We start from the raw sequence: 22291 nt of genomic DNA, 5'->3' as shown, positions 1-22291 counted from the left end.
ATTGTCAGGCGCATGTCGTGTTGGTATTGGTGAAGTCCTGGATTTCCTGTGGTGTGGGGCAGGTGGCCGGGCCGGTTTTCGTCACGGACAAGGCCGCGGCTGCATTGGCGTAGGAGATTGCGTCGGACAGGGGCACCCCCTTGCTCAGTAGCGCACAGAGAACTCCAGCATGGCAGTCGCCTGCCCCATTGGTGTCCACCGGAGTGACGGGGAAGCCGGGTATGTGTCGGACCTGGTCGTCCTGACAGAGCCAGGCACCGTGGGGACCGACGTGCACAATCAGAGTCGATCCAAGGGCTTGGGACAGGCGCAGGTAGGCCTCCGGGGCGCCGTCTTCCCCTCCGTCTGTATCGTCAGGCCATTCCATCCCGATTTTCCGTGCGATGATTGGCGCTTCTCGAAGGTTGCAGGACCAGATGGGGAAGTAGCCCACCAGGGCTCGCACCACTGCCTTGTCTTCGGCCTGCCCGAACACGGGTGAGGCATCGAAAATCGTTGTGAAACGCCTTGGGCCTGGGTGGGATTGAAGAAATCGGAGCAGCGCCTGGGCAGTACGGTGCACCAAGGTGTACCCGCTGAGATACACCACGTCCGCGGGCTCGGGGTCTACCTGGTCGAAGGCTTCGGGGTCGCCCTCCGCTTCGGCACCGCGCACGGAGATGAAGGTGCGTTCTGCCTGATTGTCTGTGAGGGCGATGGAGAAACCGTTGTCGCAGTCAAGGCGGGTTGCGCCAATATGCTTGATGTCCTCGTCTTCCAAGGTCTTACGGATGAGTGCGGCATTGGGTCCGGTTCCCAGAAGTCCGGCGAAGCAGGCCTGCTGTCCCATCTGTCGTACAGCGTGGAGAAGGTTGTAACCACCACCCACCTGCTGGGAGGAACTGGAGGCAAAGATGTCTTCACCAGCGACAGGAACACTTGGCACTCGCAGGGTGGTATCCACCACGATCTGGCCCAAAGATATGACATTGCCCATGGTTACTCTGCCCGCCCGTCCTGGCGACTCCGCAGGTTCACCAGCCGCCGGGCGATGGGTGCCAGGTCGAGCTTGGACACGGATTCCACCTGGTCAAGGAGGTCTTTGGGGAAACCGCCGACACCGTTGCAGGCCCCGAGCATGGCACCGGTCATGGCGGCAATGGTATCCGTATCGCCACCCAGGTTGGCTGCGCTAAGAAGTGCTTCCGTGGGCTTTTCCGCGAACCTCCATGCCAGCGCGAAGGCCGCCGGCACGGACTCGTTGGCTTCCACGGAGCTGCCGCACTCCGCGCGTAGCCGGTCCTCGAACTCGTCGTTGCTGATCGAAGCGCTGGCCTGGGCCAGGTCCATGGAGATTCGTGCACGGGTCAGTACGTTGGCCTTGGGGCTCCACGCTGCCGGAACCTGCATACCGGACACTGCGGTGAGCGCCGACTGAAGCGCCTGATGAGTGTCTGCTCCATCTATCCCGTAGCTTACGACTGCAGCGACCAGGGCCGCTCCCTGGAAGCCGGGGAGAGTGTCATGGGTGACCTGGCAGGACTCGTATACGTGCCGGGCGAATCGGTCCGTGTCGCCCTTGATTGGTGTGGCGATGCCCACGGGTGTCACGCGCATGGCGGCACCGTTGGTGCAGCCGGTTTTGCCGGTGCTTGCAATGTCAGCTCCGGCCCGTACCTCCTCCAAGGCAAGCTTGGTGGATGGGCCCAGTAGGTCGTGGGATCCACGGGCTCGCATGCTGTCCTCCCAGCGCAGCAGGCTCTGAGCAAAGGTCTGGGGGTCGATATGGCCTTCGCCCTGGATGAGCAGGTCAGCCACGATGAGGGCCTGATCGGTGTCGTCCGTAACTGACCCGGCTGGCATGTCAGGAACGATGGGTTGCTCGTGCACCGCATCGCGCAGGGTCGAGATGCGCCCGTAGGTCGTTTTGATGTCCTGGTCGCTCATGCTCTGGGTGGGCATACCCAGGGCGTCGCCAAGCGAAAGGCCGGACAGCGCCCCCAGCGCCCGGTCCATGGTCTGGCTGTCACATGTTGTCATGGTTGAGCCTTACCCTGCGATTGGAGTCTGTGACCATTGTCGGTTGGCCTGGTCTTCCGTGTCATATCTTCAGTATCGCAAGAGTTGTGTACCTGTCCAGCCCCGGTCTGGCTCAGTGAGGTTTCCGGGAACTGAGCTGAGGAGGGGCTCTAAAATGTCTTCCGCATGATTGCGATTCGACCAGCCTCTGAACTCACTGCCTAGCTTGGTCTTGCTAGTAGGAGTACAAGGTGCTTCACGGATCCGTAGGATTTGTGTCTTTATGCCAAGTTGTCGTGAAACAGGCAATAATGATATTGAATTGGTGAAGTAATGAGAGACGCTTGCATATTGTACGCAGCTGTTTGGCACTGGCACGCTGTATTTCGGTCCAGGCTTGTGGGGCGAAGAGGGGGCCTGGCAAAGGAGTACGAAGTGACCATACCCGGTACGGTTTTGGAGTCTCATCGATATCCGCAACATGCTCTGCTTCGAGACATCGTCTTGCCCGGTGGAGCGACGCTGTCGCGACTGGAGTGGGAAGACAACTGTTGCGGTCTGGCATGTATCCAGACGATTCTGGATGCCGAAGGGCTTCCTGTACCGACTCTTGATGCCTTGTTGGCTGAGGGGATTGAGAGCGGAGCCTATGATGCTGCGAAAGGGTGGATACTGCGGGGTCTTCTTGAATTGGGACGTTCCTATGGCTTGGATGGTGAGGTTTTCCCTGAAGCATCGATTGGTTTTTTGGAGAGTCTACCTGCAGTCCAAATCACTCCGATTGTTTCCGTGTCCTGCAACTTCCCAATAACCCCAAGTGCAAAAGGCGGACACTTGGTCGTATTCCGTGGCACTCGAGTATCGAACGCAAAAGGTGAAGTCTGCTATTGCGATGATCCCTCGACCCAGGGAGCCATCGTCGATGAAGTGGAGCGGACCAGATTTTGGTCGAGTTTTTCCGGCCGCGCGCTCATTTTGAAAAGCGCGAGAACCTGGCAGAGGCTGAGCTCGGTTATCGCGGATAAGCACTAATAAGCGCAGCTGTTATGCGCAGAAGAAGAGACCGCGGGGGCCCTGCATGAGCTGGTGAAGGCGGGCAAAGATGCGCGCTATCTGGGAGCGAGCGCCACGTACGCCTGGCAGTTCGAGAAAACCCAGTTCGTTGCGGCAGTCCACGGATGGACCCCTTGTTTCCATGCAGAGCAACATGAACCTGTTCTACAGGGAGGAGGAACGTGAGATGATTCCCCTCTGCCAAGCGGATGCAGCGCTTGCAGCGAGCTCAATTGCTGCGATTGCTCAACTCGCGCCAAACGATTGGGGCAACTCCGGTTTCCCGGGTGAAAGCCGCGCTGAATGAGCTGGGGCGCTCGTATCCGACCTGCCGTCCAATCCAGGCAACGTCCTCCTCGGTGGACGAGAGGAGATGGCGGGCCCGGTTCATTCTTCGCTCTCTGATGTACCTGGCCAGACTTGTGCCGGTCTGACTCCTGAAGGCGAGACATAAACGTGTTCGTCCTACATACAGGGACCGGGCTATCTGTTCGAGGGAGAGGTCGCCGCCCAGGTGGGTTTGGATGTGGGTTTTGACCTGTTGGACCAGGTCCTGGTCGCGTGACGATTCGTGGCTATGCGCCAAGGCGGAGGAAGTTTGGGCCAGCCTTGCCAGGAGGAGGTCGATGTGTGCTTTTATGAGGAACTCCGTCTGGTCAGGTCTTCCGGGGGCGAATGTCGACAGGGCGGTTGAAGCTGCCAGGGCAATATCGGACGGCCAGGGTTGGACGAAGGTGTCGAAGAGTCCCTTGACCTGGCCGGGCCACTGGCTTTCCAGCTCCATGAAATACTCGGGCAGGATGCAGATACTCCGGGTCAGCGAGCGTGAGCCCGCCGGTATGCGGTAGGTGACTGATCCCGCCTGTTGGACCAGAGAAACCATATTGCCTTCCTGCATCGTAAACGGTTGCACTCCATAAGGGCAGGCATTGGATGCCGGGCTCTCGTCCATGGTCAGGCAGGCGTAATCGGTCATGGAGTACTCGCTGAAGTTCACCTCGCGCAGGAAGGTGATGTCATGCCATATGACCAGGCAATATGGACCCGCCGGATTGGCTTGGAACCTACCTCGGCAAATGTCGTTATCGACCCGCCCCACCAGTCCTGCCGATAGGCGATGGAGTTTCATGCCGAGTTGCTCCGCCTGGGGGCGGTACAGGGTCTGTAGCTCGCGGGACTCGGAGCGTATTGCGTGGTCTGTCATTGCTCACCTGGTTTCATCCTGCCGGCTTTTACGACAATCTCGGCAGACTTTCGCTTTCGTCCCCACCTTTTATGGATTCATCCGCCGCTCGGTGACGGTCTTTCGACCAGTGGCTTCTCAGATTACGTTCGATGGCAGCGGACGACAAGGGTTTTGGATGAAAATCAGGAGGAAAGAGATGACCGCAGACCAGTCGGATTCGGGAAGCGAACCGAATCCTGTAGAAGGCAGGGCACAGGGCGGGGGAGGTGCGCCCGACCGTGAGAGACCGCATGGGCGTAGCTCCTTGATGCAATTGCTGGATTTCGCCGGACCGCGTAAGGTGTTCTCCTATCTCGGCTGTTGCCTGTCTGCCCTCTCCACGATTGCCGGTTTTGGGCCATACATCTGCATATGGTTGGCGGTAAAGGACCTTCTCGCTGTTGCTCCGGGGTGGTCACAAGCTACGGGAATCGCCGCATACGGATGGATAGGATTAGGGCTTGCGGCGGCTTCCGTCATTCTGTATTGTGCAGGGCTGCTGATGGCGCACCTGGCGGCTTTCCGGAGCGCATCCAACATGCGAAAAGCGGCCATAGGCCACTTGCTGAGCCTTCCTCTGGGGTATTTCGACCTCCATGCCTCCGGCGAGCTGCGCCGAACCATTGATGGCTCGGCGGGTGATACCGAGAATCTTCTCGCCCATATCCTCCCCGACGCGGCTGGATCCTTCGCCATGATTCTGGGCATGCCGATACTGATGCTGGTCTTCGACTGGCGTATGGGCCTGGCCTGCCTCTTCCCCATTCTGATTGCCCTGGTCTGCATCCGCATGATGATGAACGATCAGGGACAGTCCTTTATGACGGAATACCAGGATGCGCTGGTGCGGATGTCGAAGACCGGGACCGAATATGTCCGCGGTATTCCGGTCGTCAAGGTCTTCCAACAGACGGTGTACTCCTTCAAGGCGTTCCATGAGGCCATCGAGCATTACAGCCGAATAGCCAGGACCTATTCCATGAAGGTCTGCCACCTGCCCCAGACCATTCAGATGACTGCCCTGAACGGGACCGTGATCTTTCTGATTCCTGTGGCCATCCTGCTGGCTTCTGGGCAGGGTGACTTCACTTCATTCCTGACTGATTTCGCTTTCTATGCAGTCTTCTCGGGTATGGTTCCTACTGCCATGACCCGTCTCCAGTTCTCCAGCGAGTCCTTCAGCAAGGCCGATGACGCCTTGAACAGAATCACTGGTGTGCTCAGCATTGATCCCCTCGCGGTGTCTACCGAACCGGAACATCCGAAGTCTGCGGATGCTTCCTTGGATCAGGTGTCGTATACCTATCCGGGTGCCGATCACCCGGCACTGAAGCGGATCGATTTCGAGGTGCCGGAGGGTGAAACCGTGGCCCTGGTCGGCCCTTCAGGAGGCGGCAAATCGACCTGTGCCAGTCTGTTGCCGCGTTTTTGGGATGTGGATTCGGGCAGGGTCGCTGTGGGTGGTATTGATGTCAGATCCATCGATCCACACGATCTGATGGGGCAGGTCGCCTTTGTCTTTCAGACCAACAGGCTCTTTTCGACCACCCTCCTGGAGAACGTTCGCGCAGCCAGACCGGAAGCCACTCCTGAACAGGTCATGGACGCGTTGAGAGCGGCTCAGTGCATGGACATCGTTGACAAGCTTCCCGATGGGCTTGACACCATGCTCGGTTCAGGTGGAATCTACCTTTCCGGGGGAGAGGTCCAGCGCGTGGCCCTGGCCAGGGCAATTCTCAAGGAGTCTCCCATTGTGGTCCTGGATGAGGCGACTGCTTTTGCCGATCCCGAGAACGAGGTCTTGATACAGAAGGCTCTGACCAAGCTGACCCGGGCCGAAGGAGACCATCGGCGAACCGTGCTCATGATTGCTCACCGTCTATCGACTGTGGCTGATGTCGATCGAATCCTGGTGCTGGATGGGGGCTGCCTGGTTGAGCAGGGTACTCATCGCCAGCTTCTTGACGCGCAGGGTACCTATGCCCGTATCTGGTCTGATTACGAACGGGCGGTCTCCTGGAAGGTCGACAACTCTCCGAAGGCTGCCAGTGAAGCGGGGCGAAATCCCGCAGACTTCACCGGGGATGAGGAGCACACCGTTCCCGGTACAGGACCATTCGTTGGGGACTTGTCTACCGATGATTCCGACATCCAGAGGGAAGGAGGTGAGGCATAAGTGTTCGCCTCATTCAAGAAGAAGTATGCCCTGTCCGACCAAGGCATGAAGATCGTAGTTCTGGGAACGCTGTGGACCACACTGACCAATCTGATTATCATGGCGGGAACGGCCTCCCTTCTGCTGGTCATGAACGCTTTTGTTGAGCATCTGACGGCAGGGGCGCCTCTGCCGAAAGTCCTGCCCTATCTGGCCGGTCTCCTGGTCTTTGCGTTTATCCTCTTCGGCACCTCCTGGTTCCAGTACAGTTATTCCTACGGTGCGGTTTTCAGTCAGACCGGAACCCAGCGGATCGACCTTGCCGAGCGACTGCGCAAACTGCCGCTCTCCTTTTTCGGGCGGCGTGACCTGGCTGATCTGACCGATACCATTCTGGGTGACGTGGCCACCATGGAACATGCCTACGCCCATGCGCTGAGCCAGCTCTACGGTGCGGTCGTCTCATCCGTCCTGGTCTTCCTTGCCCTTCTGCCCATCAATTGGGCTCTTGATCTGGCTGCCTTCTGGAGTGTGCCGGTGGCCTTCGCCATCATCTTTGCCACTCGGCGATTCGTCGAAGCTGCGTCACAGCGTACGAGACAGGCCCAGATTCGTGTTAGCGACGGTATTCAGGAGGCGCTTGACTGCGTTCGGGAGATTCACGCCACCAACCAGGAAGGCAGGTATCTGGAGAGGCTCTTCTCGACCATCGACGACACCGAAGCCACTACGGTCCGAACCGAGATGACGAATGGTCTCATAATGAACTCCGCCATGGTGGTTTTGAGGTTGGGTGTGGCAACGACCTTCCTGGTGGCTGCCGGATTGATCATTCAGGGCAGGATCGACTTCATGGTCATGTTCCTTTTCCTCCTGATGGTCTCACGGATCTACTCGCCCTTTGATCAGGCGCTGATGCTGGTTTCGGAGCTCTTCCAGTCCCAGGGTTCGGCACGACGGATTCGCTCCATCACCGAGGAACCCGTAGCTGAGGGGAGTATGGAATTCCATCCCGTAGGGCACGATATCGTCTTCAACCATGTTGCCTTCTCCTATCCTGGCCTTGCGGGTAAGGCGGCAGGTGAGCCGGTTCTTGAAGATGTCGGTTTCACTGCCAAAGAGGGGGAGATCACGGCCCTGGTTGGCCCCTCGGGATCAGGGAAATCAACCTGTGCTCGGTTGGCGGCTCGTTTCTGGGATACCGCTTCAGGTTCCATCACCGTAGGAGGGGTGGATGTGAGCAAGGTGGATCCGGAGGTTCTCCTGCGAGACTATGCCGTGGTTTTCCAGGACGTGATGCTCTTTGACGACACGGTCATGGGCAATATTCGAATGGGGCGGTGCGGTGCCAGTGACGAGGAGGTGCTGGCTGCGGCCAGGGCCGCCAACTGCGACCAGTTCGTCTCACGCCTGCCACAGGGGTACGAAACGATGATTGGTGAAAACGGTTCCAGACTTTCCGGAGGTGAGCGGCAACGAATCTCCATTGCCAGAGCCATTCTCAAGGACGCCCCGATTGTCCTGCTTGACGAGGCCACTGCCTCCCTGGATGTGGAGAACGAGACGCAGGTGCAGGAAGCCCTGTCGCAATTACTGGTGGGGAAGACCGTCATGGTCATTGCCCACCGGATGCGCACTGTTGAGCAGGCCGACAAGATTGTCGTTCTTGACCATGGGCGTGTGGTCGAGCAGGGTTCTCCGCAGGAGCTTATGGCCGCAGATGGTGAGTTTGCGCGGATGGTTCGCTTGCAGGGCGAGAGCGCAGACTGGTCCTTATAGGGAGAATCGAGGTTCTACTCATGGTATTGCCTTGTTGTCTATTTCGCCCATCAGTCCCTGTGGCAGATGCAGTCCGAGGAGGTGGGGTAACCGAGGTGGAGACGAGGGCGTTCTGGCCAAATCTGACCCAACTCGCCTGACCAGGTTCCATCCTGGAAGGGTCGGCTCAGCAGGTTCAGTTCCTCTTCGCTGATTCCTGACAGGGTGTTCCAGTCCTTGCCTTCGTTGGTGGCCATCAATCCCTCCCCCTCGTGAGGAACTCCCGTAGGGTTTTGCGTGAAGGAGGAGTCATGGCATGGAAGACCATCCAGAGCCTGGCGTCGTCGTTGACGGAAGCCAGCTCCATCAGCCTTCCCTGCCCGTCGAAGCCCAGGGTCAGCCAGACCTTTCGGCTTCCCTGGCTGTTGATGACCGGTGCTGAAACAAGGGCATTGCGCCAGACCTCCAAGATGTCCTGCTGGTCAATGTCGGGATGCGTACGATGAATCCTCGGATGGATCATGGGCTGAAATTCCATGGATTGCTCCCTGCTGGTATTTTGGCGGGTTTCTTGGGCGGGACCTGGCTGTGCGGCATGTCAGGGCGATTACCGTCTGCGCACCTGCCGATTATAGGATATTCCATTGTGCTAAGTGGGTGTTCGTCCCCGCCTTTGACCGCCGATCGAGCGTAATGGACCGGATATGGTCTGGTCCATTAAAGTAAGGTGGGGTGTTCGACTGGTTGAGTCGTGCTCCTGATGGATGATATTGCTGGAGTATATGAGGCAGGTACCCGGATGTTGGCGGCCGGGAGGGTCTGGAACCCACGCAGAATCAACTTCTGCAGGTGAATCGGGACGAAGAGGTACAGAAGATGGGGAGATCGATGATGGAAGACCAAAACATGAAGGAACAGGCGAAGATGCTGAACAAGGGCGGCAAAGCGTTCGAAGAGGAGCAGGATATGGGGAGGACCTACCATAGTGGTCCGGTCATCATGCGAGGCCCCATGATTCCGTCAAGTGATTCGAACGCCAGCCTGCTCTCCGCGGATGCCGATACGGACTGGCTTCATATGGACCCATGGCGGGTGCTGCGTATTCAGGCCGAGTTCGTCGATGGGTTTGGCGCCCTTGCCGAGCTGGGGCCGGCCGCCACAATCTTCGGTTCAGCCCGGACCGACGAGGGCAGTCCTGACTATCGAGCTGCTCAGCGGATGGGGGCCGGACTGGCCAAGGGAGGCATGGCTGTGATCACCGGTGGTGGCCCGGGCATCATGGAGGCCGCCAACAAGGGTGCCGCCCTGGCCGGTGGAAAATCGGTAGGGTTGGGAATCGAACTTCCTCACGAGCAGGGAATCAACCGGTGGGTCAATCTGGGTATTACCTTCCGTTACTTTTTCGTGCGGAAGATGATGTTCATGAAGTACTCGTCCGGTATCATCGTCTGCCCGGGAGGTTTCGGTACCTTGGATGAGATGTTTGAGGTGCTGACGCTGGTGCAGACCCACAAGGTGGACACCATGCCCATTGTCCTCTTCGACAAGAAGTACTGGGATGGCCTCTTTGACTGGCTGCTGACCACTGTCAGGGACCGTGGCATGATTTCGGATCTGGATCCGGGGCTGGTGGTCCGGACCGACGATCCGGACGAGGCTGTGCAGGTCATACTGCGGAACCGTCAGCCTTAAGGGTGTCACTGCCGCTCTGACTACGGAGCTTGTGGAGGACTGCTGCTGTCATGAGAAACACGGCCGGAGCAATACGTGAAAACCATGCGTTGACATAGCCTCGGATGTGGTCCTACATCGTATGAGAAGTGCGGGAAGGAACTAGGCCTGCTTGTCCTTCGCGGCCAGAACCATACCATTGCCGACAGGAATCAGGCAGGATTCGAGATGGTCCTCCTGCGACAGGGTGTCCATGAGGGTTCGGAGCGTAACTGCCTTGTCGGAGCGATTGGCCGGATTCATTATCCCGCCCTTTTTCGGTTCTGCGTCCAGGGCGAAGGCATCGGTGAAGACCAGCTGACCGCTGCTCTTCAGCAGACGGGGGGCGTGGTCTATGGCATCCTGGTAATTCCGGCAATCCCCGGAAACCACAATCAGGTCGTAGTCGGCAGGGTTCAGCCGGGGAAAATAGGTGCCCGCAGAGGTATTGACCGCGCGCAGACGCAGAACCGAGTTCCTTCGCTCTTCCTCCTGGAAGGTCTGACGAATCAGCGAGGCACCCTCGGGGGAGGAATCGACAGCCGTAAACTGGCCCCGACCGCTTAGACCATCCATGAGACGAATGGCTTCGACCACTGAACCTGTTCCCAGAAGGATGATGGAAGCGGCATCCGCTCTGCCTGCCAGGAATCGCAGGAAGGAGCCCTGTGCCACTGAGCACTGTGGGAACCCTGCTGATTCCGCCCGGGTGCGAAAGGCTGCCAGTGTTCCGGATTCGCTGTTGAGTGTGCTCTTCTCGGCTAGCTCCCACCCTTGGGCATGATTGCTGTATGCGGTCTTATCCATAGTGATAACTCTAACGTCTGGTGTTCACAAATGGCGACATGGGGCCGGTCAGCGGTTGACTGCCTCGACCAATCGCCACATTTCTTCGCCGACGTCAATTCCCTTTGGGCACTGGCGCGAGCAGGCGCGAACGGATTCGCAGGCCAGGATTCCGTCCTCCTGGTTGATGGCGTCGAGGCGTTCCTGGCGGTGCTGGTCACGCGAGTCATTGATGAAGCGGGAGGCTGCAACCAGGGCGGCGGGGCCTGCGAAGGCCTCTCCGCCGGCATAGACGGGGCAGGACCCCTCGCAGATTCCGCATGCAATGCAGTTGCTGAGCAGCTCAAATTTGGACAGCTGGGCCGGGGTCTGCAGGTTTTCCGTTTCGGATTCGGGGCCCGCACCGTCGCGTAGATACGGATGGAAACGGCGGATCTGCTCGAACATGGTGTCGGTGTCGACAATCAGGTCGCGTAGGGGTGTAAAGCCGGGAAGGGGCTTGATTTCTATGATTCCGAGCCAACCTGTACGGACGGTTTCTGTATTTTGCTGCGGCTCGGGGTTGGCATCCCTGGCTTGTCCGGTTCGACGGAATCCTTGCGAGGAGTCGGCTCCCTCGTCTGTTCCCTGAGCCGGCGCCTTGGCATGGTCGCCGATGGTGGCTGTGCAGAGGAGCGTGGGCGTGGAATTGACCAGGACGGCATCCGAACCGCACATGCCATGTCCACAGGAGTAGCGGAAGTTCAGGGTCGGGTCCTGCTCACGTTTGATTTGCAACAGGCAATCCAGGATTGTTTGCTCAGGCGAGGTGTGCACCTTGTACTCCTGAGTCCACCGCTTTCCACGCGGACGTCCTGGTCTGGAGCCGAAAGGCGATGAGGTAGCGGCGAAGGGGTTGGAAGCCGTGCGGCCCGGGCGGGCCTGCCGCGGCGTGAACCTGGCTACGCGTATGGTGACGCTGGTGCTGGTTGTACTGGAGTCTGTGGTGCTGCCGGAGTCGAGGCTTCCGGTGTCTGCGGTCTGTCCGCATGTTCCGATTGAGGGTCTGCTCTGCCCTTCAGCGCCTTCGGATTTCATAGGTTCAGGCTCCGTTTCATCGTGCGCATTGATGGTCCCGTACATCATTCGGGAATCAACCACTCATTCATCCTAGTGACTCGACCCGTCATCGGTCACTCGTCCATTAGGATTTGCCGCTAATCCAAACGAAATCAACGTAATTGAGAGGGCGGCATCCTGGAAGACCGATCAACCGGGTTTGTATTCGATTCCCGCCTTTGCCTGCAATCGAACAGGGACGGCCGTTGTTCCGATACTTCCTGTCAGTACTGCCTGCCTTGTGGAGGCATGTCGACGATGTGAACCGGTTGCCAATCGATGTTGCCATCACAATCGACCATGGAGTGCGAGAGGAAGTGTACGTCGTCGCGTTCCGGGTGGTCCTGGCGGAAGAGGGCTCCGCGTGATTCCTTTCGATCACCGCTTGCAGCCAGGACCGCCTTGGACAGAGTCAGAAGGTTGTCGACCTCCATCATCGCCGTCAGCTCCTGGTTGAGGGCCGCTTCCGTACTATGCGATTTCAATGTGAGAGCCTTGTTGTGCAGGTGGTTGATCTGACTCAAGGCCTTGTCGATGCTGGTCTGATCGCAGCGGACCGCCACCGCCTTCTCCATGATTCGCCCCAGCTCCTGCATAAGCAGGTAGGCGTTGATGTCATCAGACGATTCCACGTCGGGGGAGTCTTCATTCCTGTCTTCGGGCTCCGATGAAGACAGCATGTGGTCCATTGCCGATTGCCTCTTGGACAAGGCCTGATTCATCAGGTCCTCGTTGCGGATGCTCCGGTCATCTTGAGCACGATCGGATGCTGCTTCCATGCCCGGGGATTGGTTCTCCTGATGGGAGGATGCAATGGCGGTGATACGGCTGGCCATGGCTTCACCTGCCCGGGTGCCGAAGAGGCAGGCATCCAGGAGGCTGTTGCCCCCGAGCCGATTGGCGCCATGAACGCTGACGCAGGAGCACTCGCCGGCAGCGTAGAGACCTTCAATGGAACGGCGTTGACCGTCCACCCATCGATAAACCTGCCCTCGGGTGGTGATGGGAATACCTCCCATGGTGTAGTGGGCGGTCGGTTTGACGGGAATCAGGTCGACGGCAGGATTCAGATTCGCATACTTGCGGATGGTTTCATAGACCTGGGGGAGGAGTGACTTCATGCGATCCTCGCCGACCTCCCTCATGTCCAGCCAGACGCAATCGCGCGGACCATCGGGGTCTCTGGGGTCGGCTACGCCTCGGCCCGCATCGATTTCGGCCATGATGGATCGGCTGACCACATCCCTGGCCGCCAGGTCGCCGTGCTCAGGCGCATAGTCCTGCATGAAGGCCCTACCCTCCGAGTTACGGAGGATTCCGCCCTCTGCTCGGGAAGCTTCGGAGAGGAGAAAGCCGGTATGGCCGAGACCGGTCGGATGGAACTGGATGAATTCGATGTCTTCAAGCTGCAGCCCGGCCTTCAAGGCCAGTGCCGTACCATCTCCGGTGAGGTCCCAGGAGTTTGAGGTGGTGTGGAAGAGCCTGCCGGCGCCTCCGGTGCAGAGCATGATGGTGTCGGACGATATGGCGCGGGTCTGTCCGGTATGGGTGTCCAGGACCACCAGACCGCATGCCGTGGCCCAAGGCTGTGCCGGAGTGGTGCCTGCAGCATCATCCTCTGCGGAGGCGTTTTCGGTTTTTGCCTTCTTGTTCGCAGTCTTGGACTTGTCCAGGACCAGATCTGTTACGTACCATTCCTCGGCGAAAGTCACTCCCATCTGTACGCACTGCTGCCAGAGCGAGTGGAGGATCTGATGGCCAATGCGGTCTGCGGCATAAGCCGCCCTTTTTACCGGTTTCCCGCCGAATTCAGACGTGTGACCGCCGAACTTGCGCTGGGCGATACGGCCGTCTTCACGCCGGGAGAAGGCCACCCCCTCATGTTCCAGGCGAGTCACCGTCTTCTTGGCCTCTCGGGCCAATACCTCTACGGCGTCCTGGTCGGCAAGCCAATCACCACCCTTGATGGTGTCGTAGTAATGCCAGTGCCAATCGTCCTGTTCCTCATTGCCCAGGCTGGCTGCGATGCCACCCTCGGCCGATCCGGTGTGCGACCGGAGAGGTTGCAGTTTTGAAATGACGAGAATCGATGGGCTTTCCCCGCCTTCCCGATTGTCCTTTTTCAGTGACCGGGACAGGCTCAATGCTGCTGACATGCCGGCGGCCCCGGCGCCTACGATGATGGCCTCATAGTGATTCTTGATTGTCGCAGGACTCATAAAGCCGATATTCTCACAACCCTTTGATAGCACCAGGAGGTTTGGGCATGTGGTCTTGTCCCTTTGTTCCCGGACAATGAAAAGCATGGGTCGAGAGCAGTCCTTTTCGCAGATGGTCTATCAGGTTGTCAGTCGCATACCTGCTGGCAGGGTCGCCACGTATGGTCAGATAGCGGCTTTGACGGGGAAACCCAGAAATGCAAGATTTGTTGGATTCGCGCTTCATTCCAACCCCGAACCGGGTGTGATTCCATGCCATCGGGTTGTCTTCAAGGATGGTTCCCTGGCTCCGGGCTTTGCCTTTGGTGGTCCTGAGCGACAGAGGGAGCTGCTGGAATCCGAAGGGGTTGTCTTCATTCCACCTGCGCATGACGAGAACGCCGGTCAATCGGGATGGGTGGTTGACCTCGAACGCTGTCAATGGGATGCCTGATCCTGCTTGACCAGGTGCGCTGAACCGTTGACCGTCTCGATTTTCCCTTCGAGCTCAAGCCGTCCGAGATGGCGTAGCACCAACTGGACAGTGTCGACCTGCGATGAAGTAGCCATGCCGGAGAATCGACTCCCTTCCAGCGTTCTGATCAGTGCATCAACCGTTGCAGCTTCGCCCTTTTTGCAGCAGGCTCGTATCGCTTTCAGAATCACCTCCTCCGGGTCCACATGAGGGCAGTTCTCTGCCTCCGTGAGGTATTCCAGTGCCGGAGGTATTTCCTCCAGGGGCGGTAAGTCGTCCTCGCTTCCTTTGCCGGGCTCAAGTTCCTTGTCGGACTTACTGCCGATCTTCTTGCTCTTAGGTTGCCCTTTGACGGCGATTTCCTGCTCGGGGAGCGACTTTTCAATTTGGTCTGAGGTATCTTCTCTCGATTTCGCCGTCCCGGTATCATCCTCAAGGTCCGACGATTGGAAAGAGCCAACGACAGGGTAGGTTCCTGACTGATGCGGAGCATGGCAGATACCGCTTATATCGGTTGCCGAGATAAGAATGGTTGCCTTGCCCTGGTGGATCAGGCGGTTGCATCCGGTGTTCTCCGGAGTGTCGATTCGACCTGGAGCCGCATAGATCTCCCTCCCTAATTCTGCCCCCCAGGTGGCCGTGTTGAGGGCCCCCGATCGGTATCGGGCCTGAGCCACCACTATCGTCGAGGCGAGGGCGGCGATGATTCTGTTGCGGAGGAGGAAGCGGCGGCCTTCGGGGATCGTTTCCGGATGCATCTCACTGATCAAGGCCCCGCCATGTCGTTCAATGGCTTGAAAGAGTTCCCGATTGCGTAGAGGCCCCATTCGTTTCAATCCACCTGCGAATACAGCCACGGTCGATCCGGCATCGCTCGTATATTCCTCTCCTCGGGCGGCTAGGGCGCCCCAGTGTGCTTGTGCGTCGGCTCCCATGGCCCCTCCGGAAACCACCAGGTGGCCTTGGATCGCTGCCTGTCTGCCGATTTCGTGAGCGATGTAGCTGCCATAAAGGTCGCAGGTCCTGGAGCCGACGACTGCGACGGGTTTGCTGCAACTGATCAGACTGTCCTTGTTGCCCCTGCCCCATAGGCAGAGAGGCGGAGCCCAGTCTGATCGTTGGGCGAGGTCGTTGAGCTGGGATGGCCAGGTGTCTGATGTCGGTGTCAGTACCCACAGGGTTCCTCCCTCGGTCAGACTTTCTTTCAACCTGTCCGCATCCCAATTCCGTACGGATTCCACTCGTGATCGCCATGCGGTGCTGACCCGCCGGAAACGGTCCATGTCCTTGCCGTTTATCTGCCTGCCCCATCGGATGGCTCCCTGGATGAAAGCCCGATCCAATTGTGTGCGGGCCTGAGACTGTCGTGCGGAGATGGGTAAGGAAGTGTCTGGTGAGATTTCCAGCAGTGTCTGACATAGGTCCAGAGGGCACTCCGACCCCAGCAGACTGGCGTGCATGAGGGCATCGGGCCCATCAGCCGCGAAGTTCAGTACCGCGCGAGCAAGCCAGTCATCCCTGATTCGTAGGTGGGCAGCTTGAATGCCTGCAGGTCGATTTCCAGCTCGCACAGGTTTCTGTATTTTCGTCGGCGAGGAGTGTCCCGGTCTGGCCTCTTCTGGTTCTTCCGGTATCGTGCCTGTACGCCCCGGTTGTTTCTGTTCCGGCTGCCCGGTCGCCGCCTGCTCCATATCGGACCTTTCGAACTCGGGTTTCTTTTGTTCCGGGCATCCTGCGGCCATCTCATGCCGTCCTTGTCCGCATCATGATTCCGACGGCTACGTCATCGACGTTCGGTCCGTATCTCCCGTCAAGGTCGGCCAGCGTCCATGCCAGACGTAGGGTCCTGTCCGCACCGCGCAGGCTGAGGTGTTTCTTCCGCATGGCTTCGTTGACGACGGCTAGTGACTTCTGCCCCGTATTGGCCCGTAACCACTCGCCGCTGGCTTGGGCGTTGCAGGTCCAACCCTCCTCCTTGAATCGTTTTCCGGCAGCCTCGCGGGCCATGATTACCTGCTGCCTGATTTCGGCGCTGGATTGTCTGTGACCGGCCTCACCATGACCGAGACCGGTCACGTTTGGGCTGGCACCACCCAGGTCGGAAACAGGGGGAACCGTTGTCTGTATATCGATACGGTCCATGATTGGGCCGGAAATCCGGTTCCAGTACCTGGTTCGTTCCCTTGGGGAGCAGGTGCATCGTTCACCTGTCCCATAGCCATACCCGCAGGGGCAGGGATTGGCGGCCATGACCAGCTGGAATCTGGCAGGGAAGGATGTGGACCCCTTGGCCCGGGAGAGGATTATCTCCCCGATTTCCAGCGGTTCACGCAGTGCTTGAAGGACCCGGGGCGAGAACTCGGGGGCCTCGTCCATGAAGAGCACACCACAGTGGGCCTTGGTGATGGCGCCAGGGGTTGCAAGTCCGCTGCCGCCACCGACCAAGGAAGCCATGGACGCGGTATGATGGGGTGCTTCAAAAGGTGGAATGTCGCTGACCCCATACTGCTTCAGGGTGCCGCAGAGGGAACGGATGGATGCGACCTCCAGCTGCTCCTTGGCCCCAAGTGGGGGCAGGATGCCAGGTAGACACCGGGCCATCATGCTCTTGCCTGCACCTGGTGGTCCGACCATGAGTATGTGATGCCCGCCGGCGGCCGCCACGGTCAAGGCCCACTTGGTCCCCTCCTGGCCTATGACCTGGTCCATGTCCAGATTCGTCGCCCCTGGGGCGTTCTGGTCCTGGATGGTTATGTCCGTCGTCTGTCCTGAATCAACTACGGTGTCCGGTATGTGGTAGATCGCGCGACCTCCCATGTGCTCTACCAGCTGGCCGAGGTGCATCAATCCGGTCACTTCGATTCCGGGTACGATTGCGGCCTCCTCCATATTGGCTTCCGGTAGGAAGACCCTTTGCACGCCAAGTTCCTTTGCATAGGCCAGGATGGGAAGAACGCCGGTAATGGGCAGAACGCTCCCATCCAGATTCAGCTCGCCCAGGGCTATGGTCTGTTCGAATCCTTCAACGGGTACCACGCCTCCGGCGCCCAGAACACTTGTAGCGATTGCCAGGTCATGCGAGGAACCGCGCTTGGGGCGCGAAGCCGGTGAGAGGTTGACGGTGACCCTTGTCTGAGGCCAGCGGAACCCGCAGGACGAACAGGCCGATTTGACCCTTTCCCTGGATTCCGACAGGGAGGCATCCGGCAGACCGATGATGGAGAAGTAGGGGAGACCCGGCGAGATGAATGCCTGGGCGTTGATGACAAACGCCTTGAGTCCCACCAGGCCGATGGACTTCGCTGATCCAAGCCGCATCAGAAGGCCTCCCGTATATGACGGAGGAATATGGAGTCGGGAGACCATCCGCATGCCTGGGGCCGGAGTCTTTCGAGGCGGTCATCCGTGGCCGTGTGAATTCTCATATCGGAATCCATGACCCCAGATGATATACCGGAATTGAGTGTCTGGTCCCCAATCGTGAGGGTGACGACATCGAAACGGGTGCCCTGGTGTCGGATAAGAGGATCCCGGTCGTGTTCAATCAGCCACTGCACCGCTGCACGTCTGCAACGTTGCTGTTTCGCCGGCCCCACAGCTTCACAGGGTGGGCCGTACCTGGTCGACCGCCTGGTCTTGACCTCGATGAAGACCAGGTTCGGCGAGGGGTCCAGGGCGATGATGTCCAATTCCCCATATCTGCAGTGCCAGTTGCGGGTGACGATGCGCCACCCTTGATTCTGTAACCATAGGCTGGCATATTCTTCGCCAAGCCTCCCGAGTTCCCTGCCACTCAGGCCGGTTCTCCTGATTAGACGTTCGACTTCGGCCAAGGTGCTGGCCCTGTCATGAACGTCTTCGAGGGGTTTGTGATTGCGGGTTATGGTGTGCTTCCGGGTATCCATGACTCAAGGACACCACGGATAGGGAAAAGAGCATCGCTAATTATGCGAATGTGCGTATGTGGATAAGCCTGGCCCAGTTTCCCTGTGACTTCAAAGGGAATAAGGCCAGGCTATCTGATTCTACGGTTGGTGTTGAAACCTGTCAGAAGAGCCGAATCCCATACTGGGTGGCGCTGGCTGATGAATCGGTGTGCCCGATCAGTCAACCATTCCGGTCAGCAGACCGAGGTCCAGTTCGAAGCTGACTCCCCGCTCCTGGTAGTTGGGCTGGTTGCGGGTGTGCTGCATGGCCGAGCGGACGAACTCACCGGCGATTTCCGCTGCTTCGGAAAGATTCTTCCCGGCGAAGACGGCTCCGCAGAGGGAGGATGCGAAGGCGTCGCCGGTCCCGTGAATCATAAAGGGCAGCTTGTCGTGAACCAGTTCCTGCTTGTCGCTGCTTCCGCCCTGTTGTGCCGAAGCCACGAAGTTGCGCAACTTGCCGTCACCGCGATCGATCCCCTTGATGATTACGTTCCGGGCTCCCATCTCCAAAAGCCGGGACAGGCGCGTCTCAACCTGCTCGTCGCTCAGGTTTTGACCCTCATAGGGCAGGCCGGTCAGGAGGCTGACCTCGGTCAGGTTGGGCATGAGCAGATCCGCCCCGTCCACCAGGCGAATCACGGCCTTGCACATCTCCTCGGTGTAGGTGGGGTACATGGAACCGCCGTCGCCCATGACGGGATCGACCAGGCGCAAGGCCTTGGGGTAGTCCCGATACATGCGCAGGATGATGTCGACCTGTTCGGCGCTTCCCAGGAATCCACTGTAGATGCCGTCAAGATCGACCCCTTCTTTCTGCCAGGCATCCAGGTACCCGGTCAGGATCTCGGTGGTGTCGTGGAAGGTGTAATCCTTGAACATGGTGTGGGCGCTGAACAGGGCGGTCGGCACGGGGCAGACATCACAACCGGCGGCCGAAAGGATGGGGATGGCTGCGGTCAGCGAGCACTTGCCATATCCGCACATGTCATGTACGGCGGCGACCCTGGGGATGTAACCGGCATCGCGCTGGTAGAGCCTGTTCTGATTGTCCCTTTGTCCGGCCATCTTTTGAACTCCTTCATGCCTGCTGCGGCTGTTCGGAACGGAGTCTTCTCCGCTGCTCTCTCGACTCTACAGTGAGCAGGCCGGGCGTGCACCACCCATCTGGCATGGCGAGACGGGAAAGGCCTGCTTTCAACCTTCTGCAAGCTGCCATAAAAAAGGGCGATACCAAAATGTCCCTTCAAGCTTGAACCGACTGTCCTGCGTCGCTTATGGTCACAGGCAAGGGCGGCTGCGGACGCGATCCGGTCCACCCGATCAGCCGGGACACAGATAGGAGTCGATATGACCGACCAGAATCCGCACAAGTACCATTTCGAGACCCTGCAACTCCATGTGGGGCAGGAACAGGCAGATCCCGCCACGGATTCGCGTGCCGTGCCGATCTATGCCACCACCAGCTATGTCTTCCACGACTTCGACCATGCTGAGGCCCGGTTCGCTTTGAAGGATCCCGGTAATATCTATGGCCGTCTGACCAACTCCACCCAGGGGGTCTTCGAGGATAGGATCACCGCCCTGGAGAACGGCACTGCGGGTCTGGCTGTAGCCTCAGGAGCCGCAGCAGTAGAGTACGCCTTCCGCAACATCACCCAGACCGGCGATCATATCGTAGCCTCCAAGAACATCTACGGGGGGACCTTCAACCTCCTCAAACACACCCTGCCGCGTGATGGTGTGGAGACCACCTTCGTCGATCCCTCAGAGCCGGGCAACTTCGAGTCGGCCATCCGGGATACCACCAAACTGGTCTTCTTCGAGACCTTCGGCAACCCCAACGCCGATCTGCCTGATTTCGAGGCCATATCCGCAATCGCCCATGCCCACAACCTGCCGGTTATCGTTGACAACACCTTTGCCACCCCGTACCTGTTCCGGCCTCTGGAGCATGGAGCGGATGTGGTCGTGGAGTCCGCCACGAAGTTCATAGGCGGCCACGGCACCACCCTGGGTGGGGTCATCGTAGAGGGAGGCGGATTCGACTGGGCGGCGGTGCCGGGCAAGTTCCCCACCCTGACCGAGCCGGACCCCAGCTACCATGGTCTGCGCTTCTACCAGGATCTGGGTGCCTCGGCCTTCGTCACCCGGATCAGGGCCATTCTCTTGCGCGATACGGGCGCCGTTCTCTCGCCCTTCGCGGCCTTCCTGCTTCTGCAGGGGACCGAAACGCTCTCCCTGCGGGTCGAACGACATGTCCAGAACGCTCTGAAGGTGGTGGATTACCTGAGGACCGTGCCCGAGGTTGAATCGGTCAGCCACCCCTCCATCCCGGACCGCCCTGACCATGAACTGTACAAGCGCTACTTCCCGAACGGGGCCGGGTCCATCTTCACCTTCGACCTGAGGGGAGGGAAGGATGCGGCAAGGGTCTTCATCGACAACCTCCATCTTTTCTCCCTCCTTGCGAATGTCGCAGATGTCAAGTCCTTGGCCATCCATCCGGCGTCGACCACACACTCCCAGGAGACTCCAGAAGAGCTGGAGGATCAGGCCATCCATCCCGGTACCATCAGACTCTCGATCGGTACGGAGAATATCGGCGACATTCTGGATGACCTTAAAGGAGCATTCCGAGCCGTCAAGGAGTCAGGGCTGGCGGTCGGGCGGTAATCTGTTTCCTTGCCTTGTTGGCAGCTTGCGAGGGCGGCGACCCTAGGACCTCACTTGTGAATCCTTCAGTGGCCGTTCTGTAGAGTACTCTCATTGTCGGCTCGGGCAATCGGCGCCTCACAGCCGGATGCACCTGCTCAAGAGCGACGAAGCAGTGTATACACAATCGGGGTTACCGGCAATGCTGGTAACCCCGATTGGAGTCGGATGTAAGCGGTTTGGTGTTCGGAGTCGAACTCAGGCGAAGCGGTACCTGATTTGTTCCGCTGAGCCGTACGAAGCCTGGGCACCCTGCCCCGTGGCCGCGTAGGCCGAGACATACGAGGCCAGCTGTGCGGACTCTACCAGTGACATGCCTGAGGAGAGCCCGGCCAGGATGGTTCCCATGAAGGCGTCGCCGCATCCGGTGGTGTCAACGGCATCGACCTTGACGGCGTGAATCCGGTAGTTCTTGCCCTGGTCAAGGACCATGGACCCCTCGCCGCCCAGGGTCACGATGGCCCTGTGGAAGCCGAAGTCCTGCATGGTCTGGTTCGTCCGATCCCAGTCGGCCTTGGTCCAATCCCCGTCCTCGGGCTCATCGATGCCCAGGAGCTGGGCCATCTCATGCTCATTGACCAGAATCAGGTCGGAGTAGGCAATCAGATCAGCGGGGAGGTCGGCCCGGAACGGGGAGTCGTTGAGGAGGACGGTCATACCGGCCTCATGCCCCATCCTGGCGGCCTCGGTCACCGTCTCTATGGGGCTTTCCAGGCAAAGTCCCAGGACCTTCGCCGAAGTCAGCGCCTTCTGGGAGCGGTGGGCATAGTCCACGTCGACCTTGGCGTTGGAGCCGGGGGAGTAGACGATGGTGTTCTCCCCCTGGGCGTCCACGGTGATGACTGTGGTTCCACTCGGACCGGGGACGGTCATCACCTGGGAGGTGTCGACTCCCGCGTTGCCCAGCTGTCCCAAAAGGAAGTCTGCATTGGGATCGGACCCTACGGCTCCAAAGAGCTGGACATGGGCCCCGATGCGGGCAGCAGCGGCTGCCTGGTTGGCTGACTTGCCTCCGGGAAGGATCTGCAAGGGGCCACCGTTGATGGTTTCACCCGGGTTGGGCAGCCGGTCTGTGGTGACCGTGTAGTCCGCGTTCATGGATCCGACCACCGAAATGGACCCGTTGATGGTATCCAGTCCTTGCAGCACCTGGTCGGGTGTCGCCGCCATGTCTTGAATCATGTTTCTCCATTC

19 protein-coding genes are annotated in these 22291 nt (G+C 59.1%); 6 read left to right on the top strand and 13 right to left on the bottom strand.

Annotation, left to right across the window (positions count from 1 at the left end):
- Positions 1–4 precede the first annotated feature (4 nt).
- Positions 5–976: a PfkB family carbohydrate kinase gene (locus tag bcor_RS04215; protein WP_033498520.1), complete on the bottom strand. Its 972-nt coding sequence runs from the start codon at positions 974–976 to the stop codon at positions 5–7.
- Positions 977–978: 2 nt separating this feature from the next.
- Complete coding sequence (locus bcor_RS04210) at positions 979–2019, bottom strand: ADP-ribosylglycohydrolase family protein (protein WP_033498521.1); 1041 nt, start codon at positions 2017–2019, stop codon at positions 979–981.
- Between the two features lie 414 nt (positions 2020–2433).
- On the opposite strand from bcor_RS04210, the gene bcor_RS07255 reads away from it, so the two are divergent.
- Positions 2434–3030, top strand: coding sequence for a cysteine peptidase family C39 domain-containing protein (locus tag bcor_RS07255; protein ID WP_051875668.1), 597 nt, complete (start codon positions 2434–2436; stop codon positions 3028–3030).
- Positions 3031–3280: 250 nt separating this feature from the next.
- On the opposite strand, the gene bcor_RS04200 is transcribed toward bcor_RS07255, so the two are convergent.
- Entirely contained in the window at positions 3281–4255 is a 975-nt protein-coding gene (locus bcor_RS04200) for a helix-turn-helix domain-containing protein (protein WP_033498522.1), read from the bottom strand.
- Between the two features lie 178 nt (positions 4256–4433).
- On the opposite strand from bcor_RS04200, the gene bcor_RS04195 reads away from it, so the two are divergent.
- The gene (locus tag bcor_RS04195; protein ID WP_051875667.1) at positions 4434–6452 is read left to right on the top strand and encodes an ABC transporter ATP-binding protein; all 2019 of its coding nucleotides are present in this window, start codon (positions 4434–4436) and stop codon (positions 6450–6452) included.
- Positions 6453–8210 (top strand): ABC transporter ATP-binding protein, encoded by a 1758-nt coding sequence (locus tag bcor_RS04190; protein ID WP_033498523.1) that lies wholly within the window; start codon positions 6453–6455, stop codon positions 8208–8210. It begins immediately after the preceding gene.
- Positions 8211–8260: 50 nt separating this feature from the next.
- Here bcor_RS04190 and bcor_RS04185 read toward each other — a convergent pair whose 3' ends face one another.
- Both bcor_RS04185 and bcor_RS04180 read right to left on the bottom strand, forming a co-directional pair.
- Complete coding sequence (locus bcor_RS04185; RefSeq protein ID WP_033498524.1) at positions 8261–8446, bottom strand: hypothetical protein; 186 nt, start codon at positions 8444–8446, stop codon at positions 8261–8263.
- A complete protein-coding gene (locus bcor_RS04180) occupies positions 8446–8727 on the bottom strand; it encodes a hypothetical protein (RefSeq protein ID WP_052115188.1) in 282 nt (93 codons plus the stop codon). The genes bcor_RS04185 and bcor_RS04180 overlap by 1 nt, the downstream gene beginning before the upstream one ends.
- Before the next feature lie 386 nt (positions 8728–9113).
- Between bcor_RS04180 and bcor_RS04175 the strand changes: the two genes are divergently transcribed.
- A complete protein-coding gene (locus bcor_RS04175; RefSeq protein ID WP_033498562.1) occupies positions 9114–9881 on the top strand; it encodes an LOG family protein in 768 nt (255 codons plus the stop codon).
- 141 nt (positions 9882–10022) lie between these two features.
- On the opposite strand, the gene bcor_RS04170 is transcribed toward bcor_RS04175, so the two are convergent.
- The 3 genes from bcor_RS04170 to bcor_RS04160 all read right to left on the bottom strand — a co-directional run bounded on the left by bcor_RS04170 (position 10023) and on the right by bcor_RS04160 (position 14002).
- The gene (locus bcor_RS04170) at positions 10023–10706 is read right to left on the bottom strand and encodes an O-methyltransferase (protein WP_033498525.1); all 684 of its coding nucleotides are present in this window, start codon (positions 10704–10706) and stop codon (positions 10023–10025) included.
- A gap of 48 nt (positions 10707–10754) precedes the next feature.
- Positions 10755–11762, bottom strand: coding sequence for a succinate dehydrogenase/fumarate reductase iron-sulfur subunit (locus bcor_RS04165; RefSeq protein ID WP_081870415.1), 1008 nt, complete (start codon positions 11760–11762; stop codon positions 10755–10757).
- Positions 11763–12007: 245 nt separating this feature from the next.
- Positions 12008–14002, bottom strand: coding sequence for an FAD-binding protein (locus bcor_RS04160; RefSeq protein WP_033498564.1), 1995 nt, complete (start codon positions 14000–14002; stop codon positions 12008–12010).
- Positions 14003–14087: 85 nt separating this feature from the next.
- Here bcor_RS04160 and bcor_RS04155 point away from each other — a divergent pair, with 85 nt between their 5' ends.
- Positions 14088–14435 carry an MGMT family protein gene (locus bcor_RS04155; RefSeq protein ID WP_033498526.1) on the top strand — a complete coding sequence of 116 codons (348 nt, stop codon included), beginning with the start codon at positions 14088–14090 and terminating at the stop codon, positions 14433–14435.
- On the opposite strand, the gene bcor_RS07250 is transcribed toward bcor_RS04155, so the two are convergent.
- The 4 genes from bcor_RS07250 to bcor_RS04135 form a co-directional block, all read right to left on the bottom strand.
- Positions 14420–15739, bottom strand: coding sequence for a DNA-processing protein DprA (locus tag bcor_RS07250; protein ID WP_238548592.1), 1320 nt, complete (start codon positions 15737–15739; stop codon positions 14420–14422). The genes bcor_RS04155 and bcor_RS07250 overlap by 16 nt on opposite strands.
- Before the next feature lie 460 nt (positions 15740–16199).
- The gene (locus tag bcor_RS04145; RefSeq protein ID WP_033498527.1) at positions 16200–17774 is read right to left on the bottom strand and encodes a YifB family Mg chelatase-like AAA ATPase; all 1575 of its coding nucleotides are present in this window, start codon (positions 17772–17774) and stop codon (positions 16200–16202) included.
- Complete coding sequence (locus bcor_RS07395) at positions 17774–18361, bottom strand: YraN family protein (protein ID WP_081870344.1); 588 nt, start codon at positions 18359–18361, stop codon at positions 17774–17776. The genes bcor_RS04145 and bcor_RS07395 overlap by 1 nt, the downstream gene beginning before the upstream one ends.
- A gap of 198 nt (positions 18362–18559) precedes the next feature.
- The gene (locus bcor_RS04135) at positions 18560–19450 is read right to left on the bottom strand and encodes a pyridoxamine kinase (protein WP_033490251.1); all 891 of its coding nucleotides are present in this window, start codon (positions 19448–19450) and stop codon (positions 18560–18562) included.
- A gap of 282 nt (positions 19451–19732) precedes the next feature.
- Here bcor_RS04135 and bcor_RS04130 point away from each other — a divergent pair, with 282 nt between their 5' ends.
- Positions 19733–21058 (top strand): O-acetylhomoserine aminocarboxypropyltransferase/cysteine synthase family protein, encoded by a 1326-nt coding sequence (locus tag bcor_RS04130; RefSeq protein WP_033498528.1) that lies wholly within the window; start codon positions 19733–19735, stop codon positions 21056–21058.
- A gap of 237 nt (positions 21059–21295) precedes the next feature.
- Here bcor_RS04130 and bcor_RS04125 read toward each other — a convergent pair whose 3' ends face one another.
- Entirely contained in the window at positions 21296–22279 is a 984-nt protein-coding gene (locus bcor_RS04125; protein ID WP_420796632.1) for a ribokinase, read from the bottom strand.
- Between the last annotated feature and the right edge of the window lie 12 nt (positions 22280–22291).

The organism is Bifidobacterium coryneforme, assembly GCF_000737865.1.
Lineage (GTDB): Bacteria > Actinomycetota > Actinomycetes > Actinomycetales > Bifidobacteriaceae > Bombiscardovia > Bombiscardovia coryneformis.
Note: the sequence above shows the minus strand (reverse complement) of the source record. Positions and strands in the feature narration are given on the sequence as shown.

Coding starts and splice junctions, on each gene's coding strand:
- bcor_RS04215 (WP_033498520.1), bottom strand. CDS start 976: ATGGGCAATGTCATATCTTTGGGCCAGATCGTGGTGGATACCACCCTG.
- bcor_RS04180 (WP_052115188.1), bottom strand. CDS start 8,727: ATGGAATTTCAGCCCATGATCCATCCGAGGATTCATCGTACGCATCCC.
- bcor_RS04175 (WP_033498562.1), top strand. CDS start 9,114: ATGCTGAACAAGGGCGGCAAAGCGTTCGAAGAGGAGCAGGATATGGGG.
- bcor_RS04185 (WP_033498524.1), bottom strand. CDS start 8,446: ATGGCCACCAACGAAGGCAAGGACTGGAACACCCTGTCAGGAATCAGC.
- bcor_RS04155 (WP_033498526.1), top strand. CDS start 14,088: ATGGGTCGAGAGCAGTCCTTTTCGCAGATGGTCTATCAGGTTGTCAGT.
- bcor_RS04210 (WP_033498521.1), bottom strand. CDS start 2,019: ATGACAACATGTGACAGCCAGACCATGGACCGGGCGCTGGGGGCGCTG.
- bcor_RS07395 (WP_081870344.1), bottom strand. CDS start 18,361: ATGGATACCCGGAAGCACACCATAACCCGCAATCACAAACCCCTCGAA.
- bcor_RS04195 (WP_051875667.1), top strand. CDS start 4,434: ATGACCGCAGACCAGTCGGATTCGGGAAGCGAACCGAATCCTGTAGAA.
- bcor_RS04135 (WP_033490251.1), bottom strand. CDS start 19,450: ATGGCCGGACAAAGGGACAATCAGAACAGGCTCTACCAGCGCGATGCC.
- bcor_RS04130 (WP_033498528.1), top strand. CDS start 19,733: ATGACCGACCAGAATCCGCACAAGTACCATTTCGAGACCCTGCAACTC.
- bcor_RS07250 (WP_238548592.1), bottom strand. CDS start 15,739: ATGGACCGTTTCCGGCGGGTCAGCACCGCATGGCGATCACGAGTGGAA.
- bcor_RS04165 (WP_081870415.1), bottom strand. CDS start 11,762: ATGAAATCCGAAGGCGCTGAAGGGCAGAGCAGACCCTCAATCGGAACA.
- bcor_RS04125 (WP_420796632.1), bottom strand. CDS start 22,279: ATGATTCAAGACATGGCGGCGACACCCGACCAGGTGCTGCAAGGACTG.
- bcor_RS04200 (WP_033498522.1), bottom strand. CDS start 4,255: ATGACAGACCACGCAATACGCTCCGAGTCCCGCGAGCTACAGACCCTG.
- bcor_RS04170 (WP_033498525.1), bottom strand. CDS start 10,706: ATGGATAAGACCGCATACAGCAATCATGCCCAAGGGTGGGAGCTAGCC.
- bcor_RS04160 (WP_033498564.1), bottom strand. CDS start 14,002: ATGAGTCCTGCGACAATCAAGAATCACTATGAGGCCATCATCGTAGGC.
- bcor_RS04145 (WP_033498527.1), bottom strand. CDS start 17,774: ATGCGGCTTGGATCAGCGAAGTCCATCGGCCTGGTGGGACTCAAGGCG.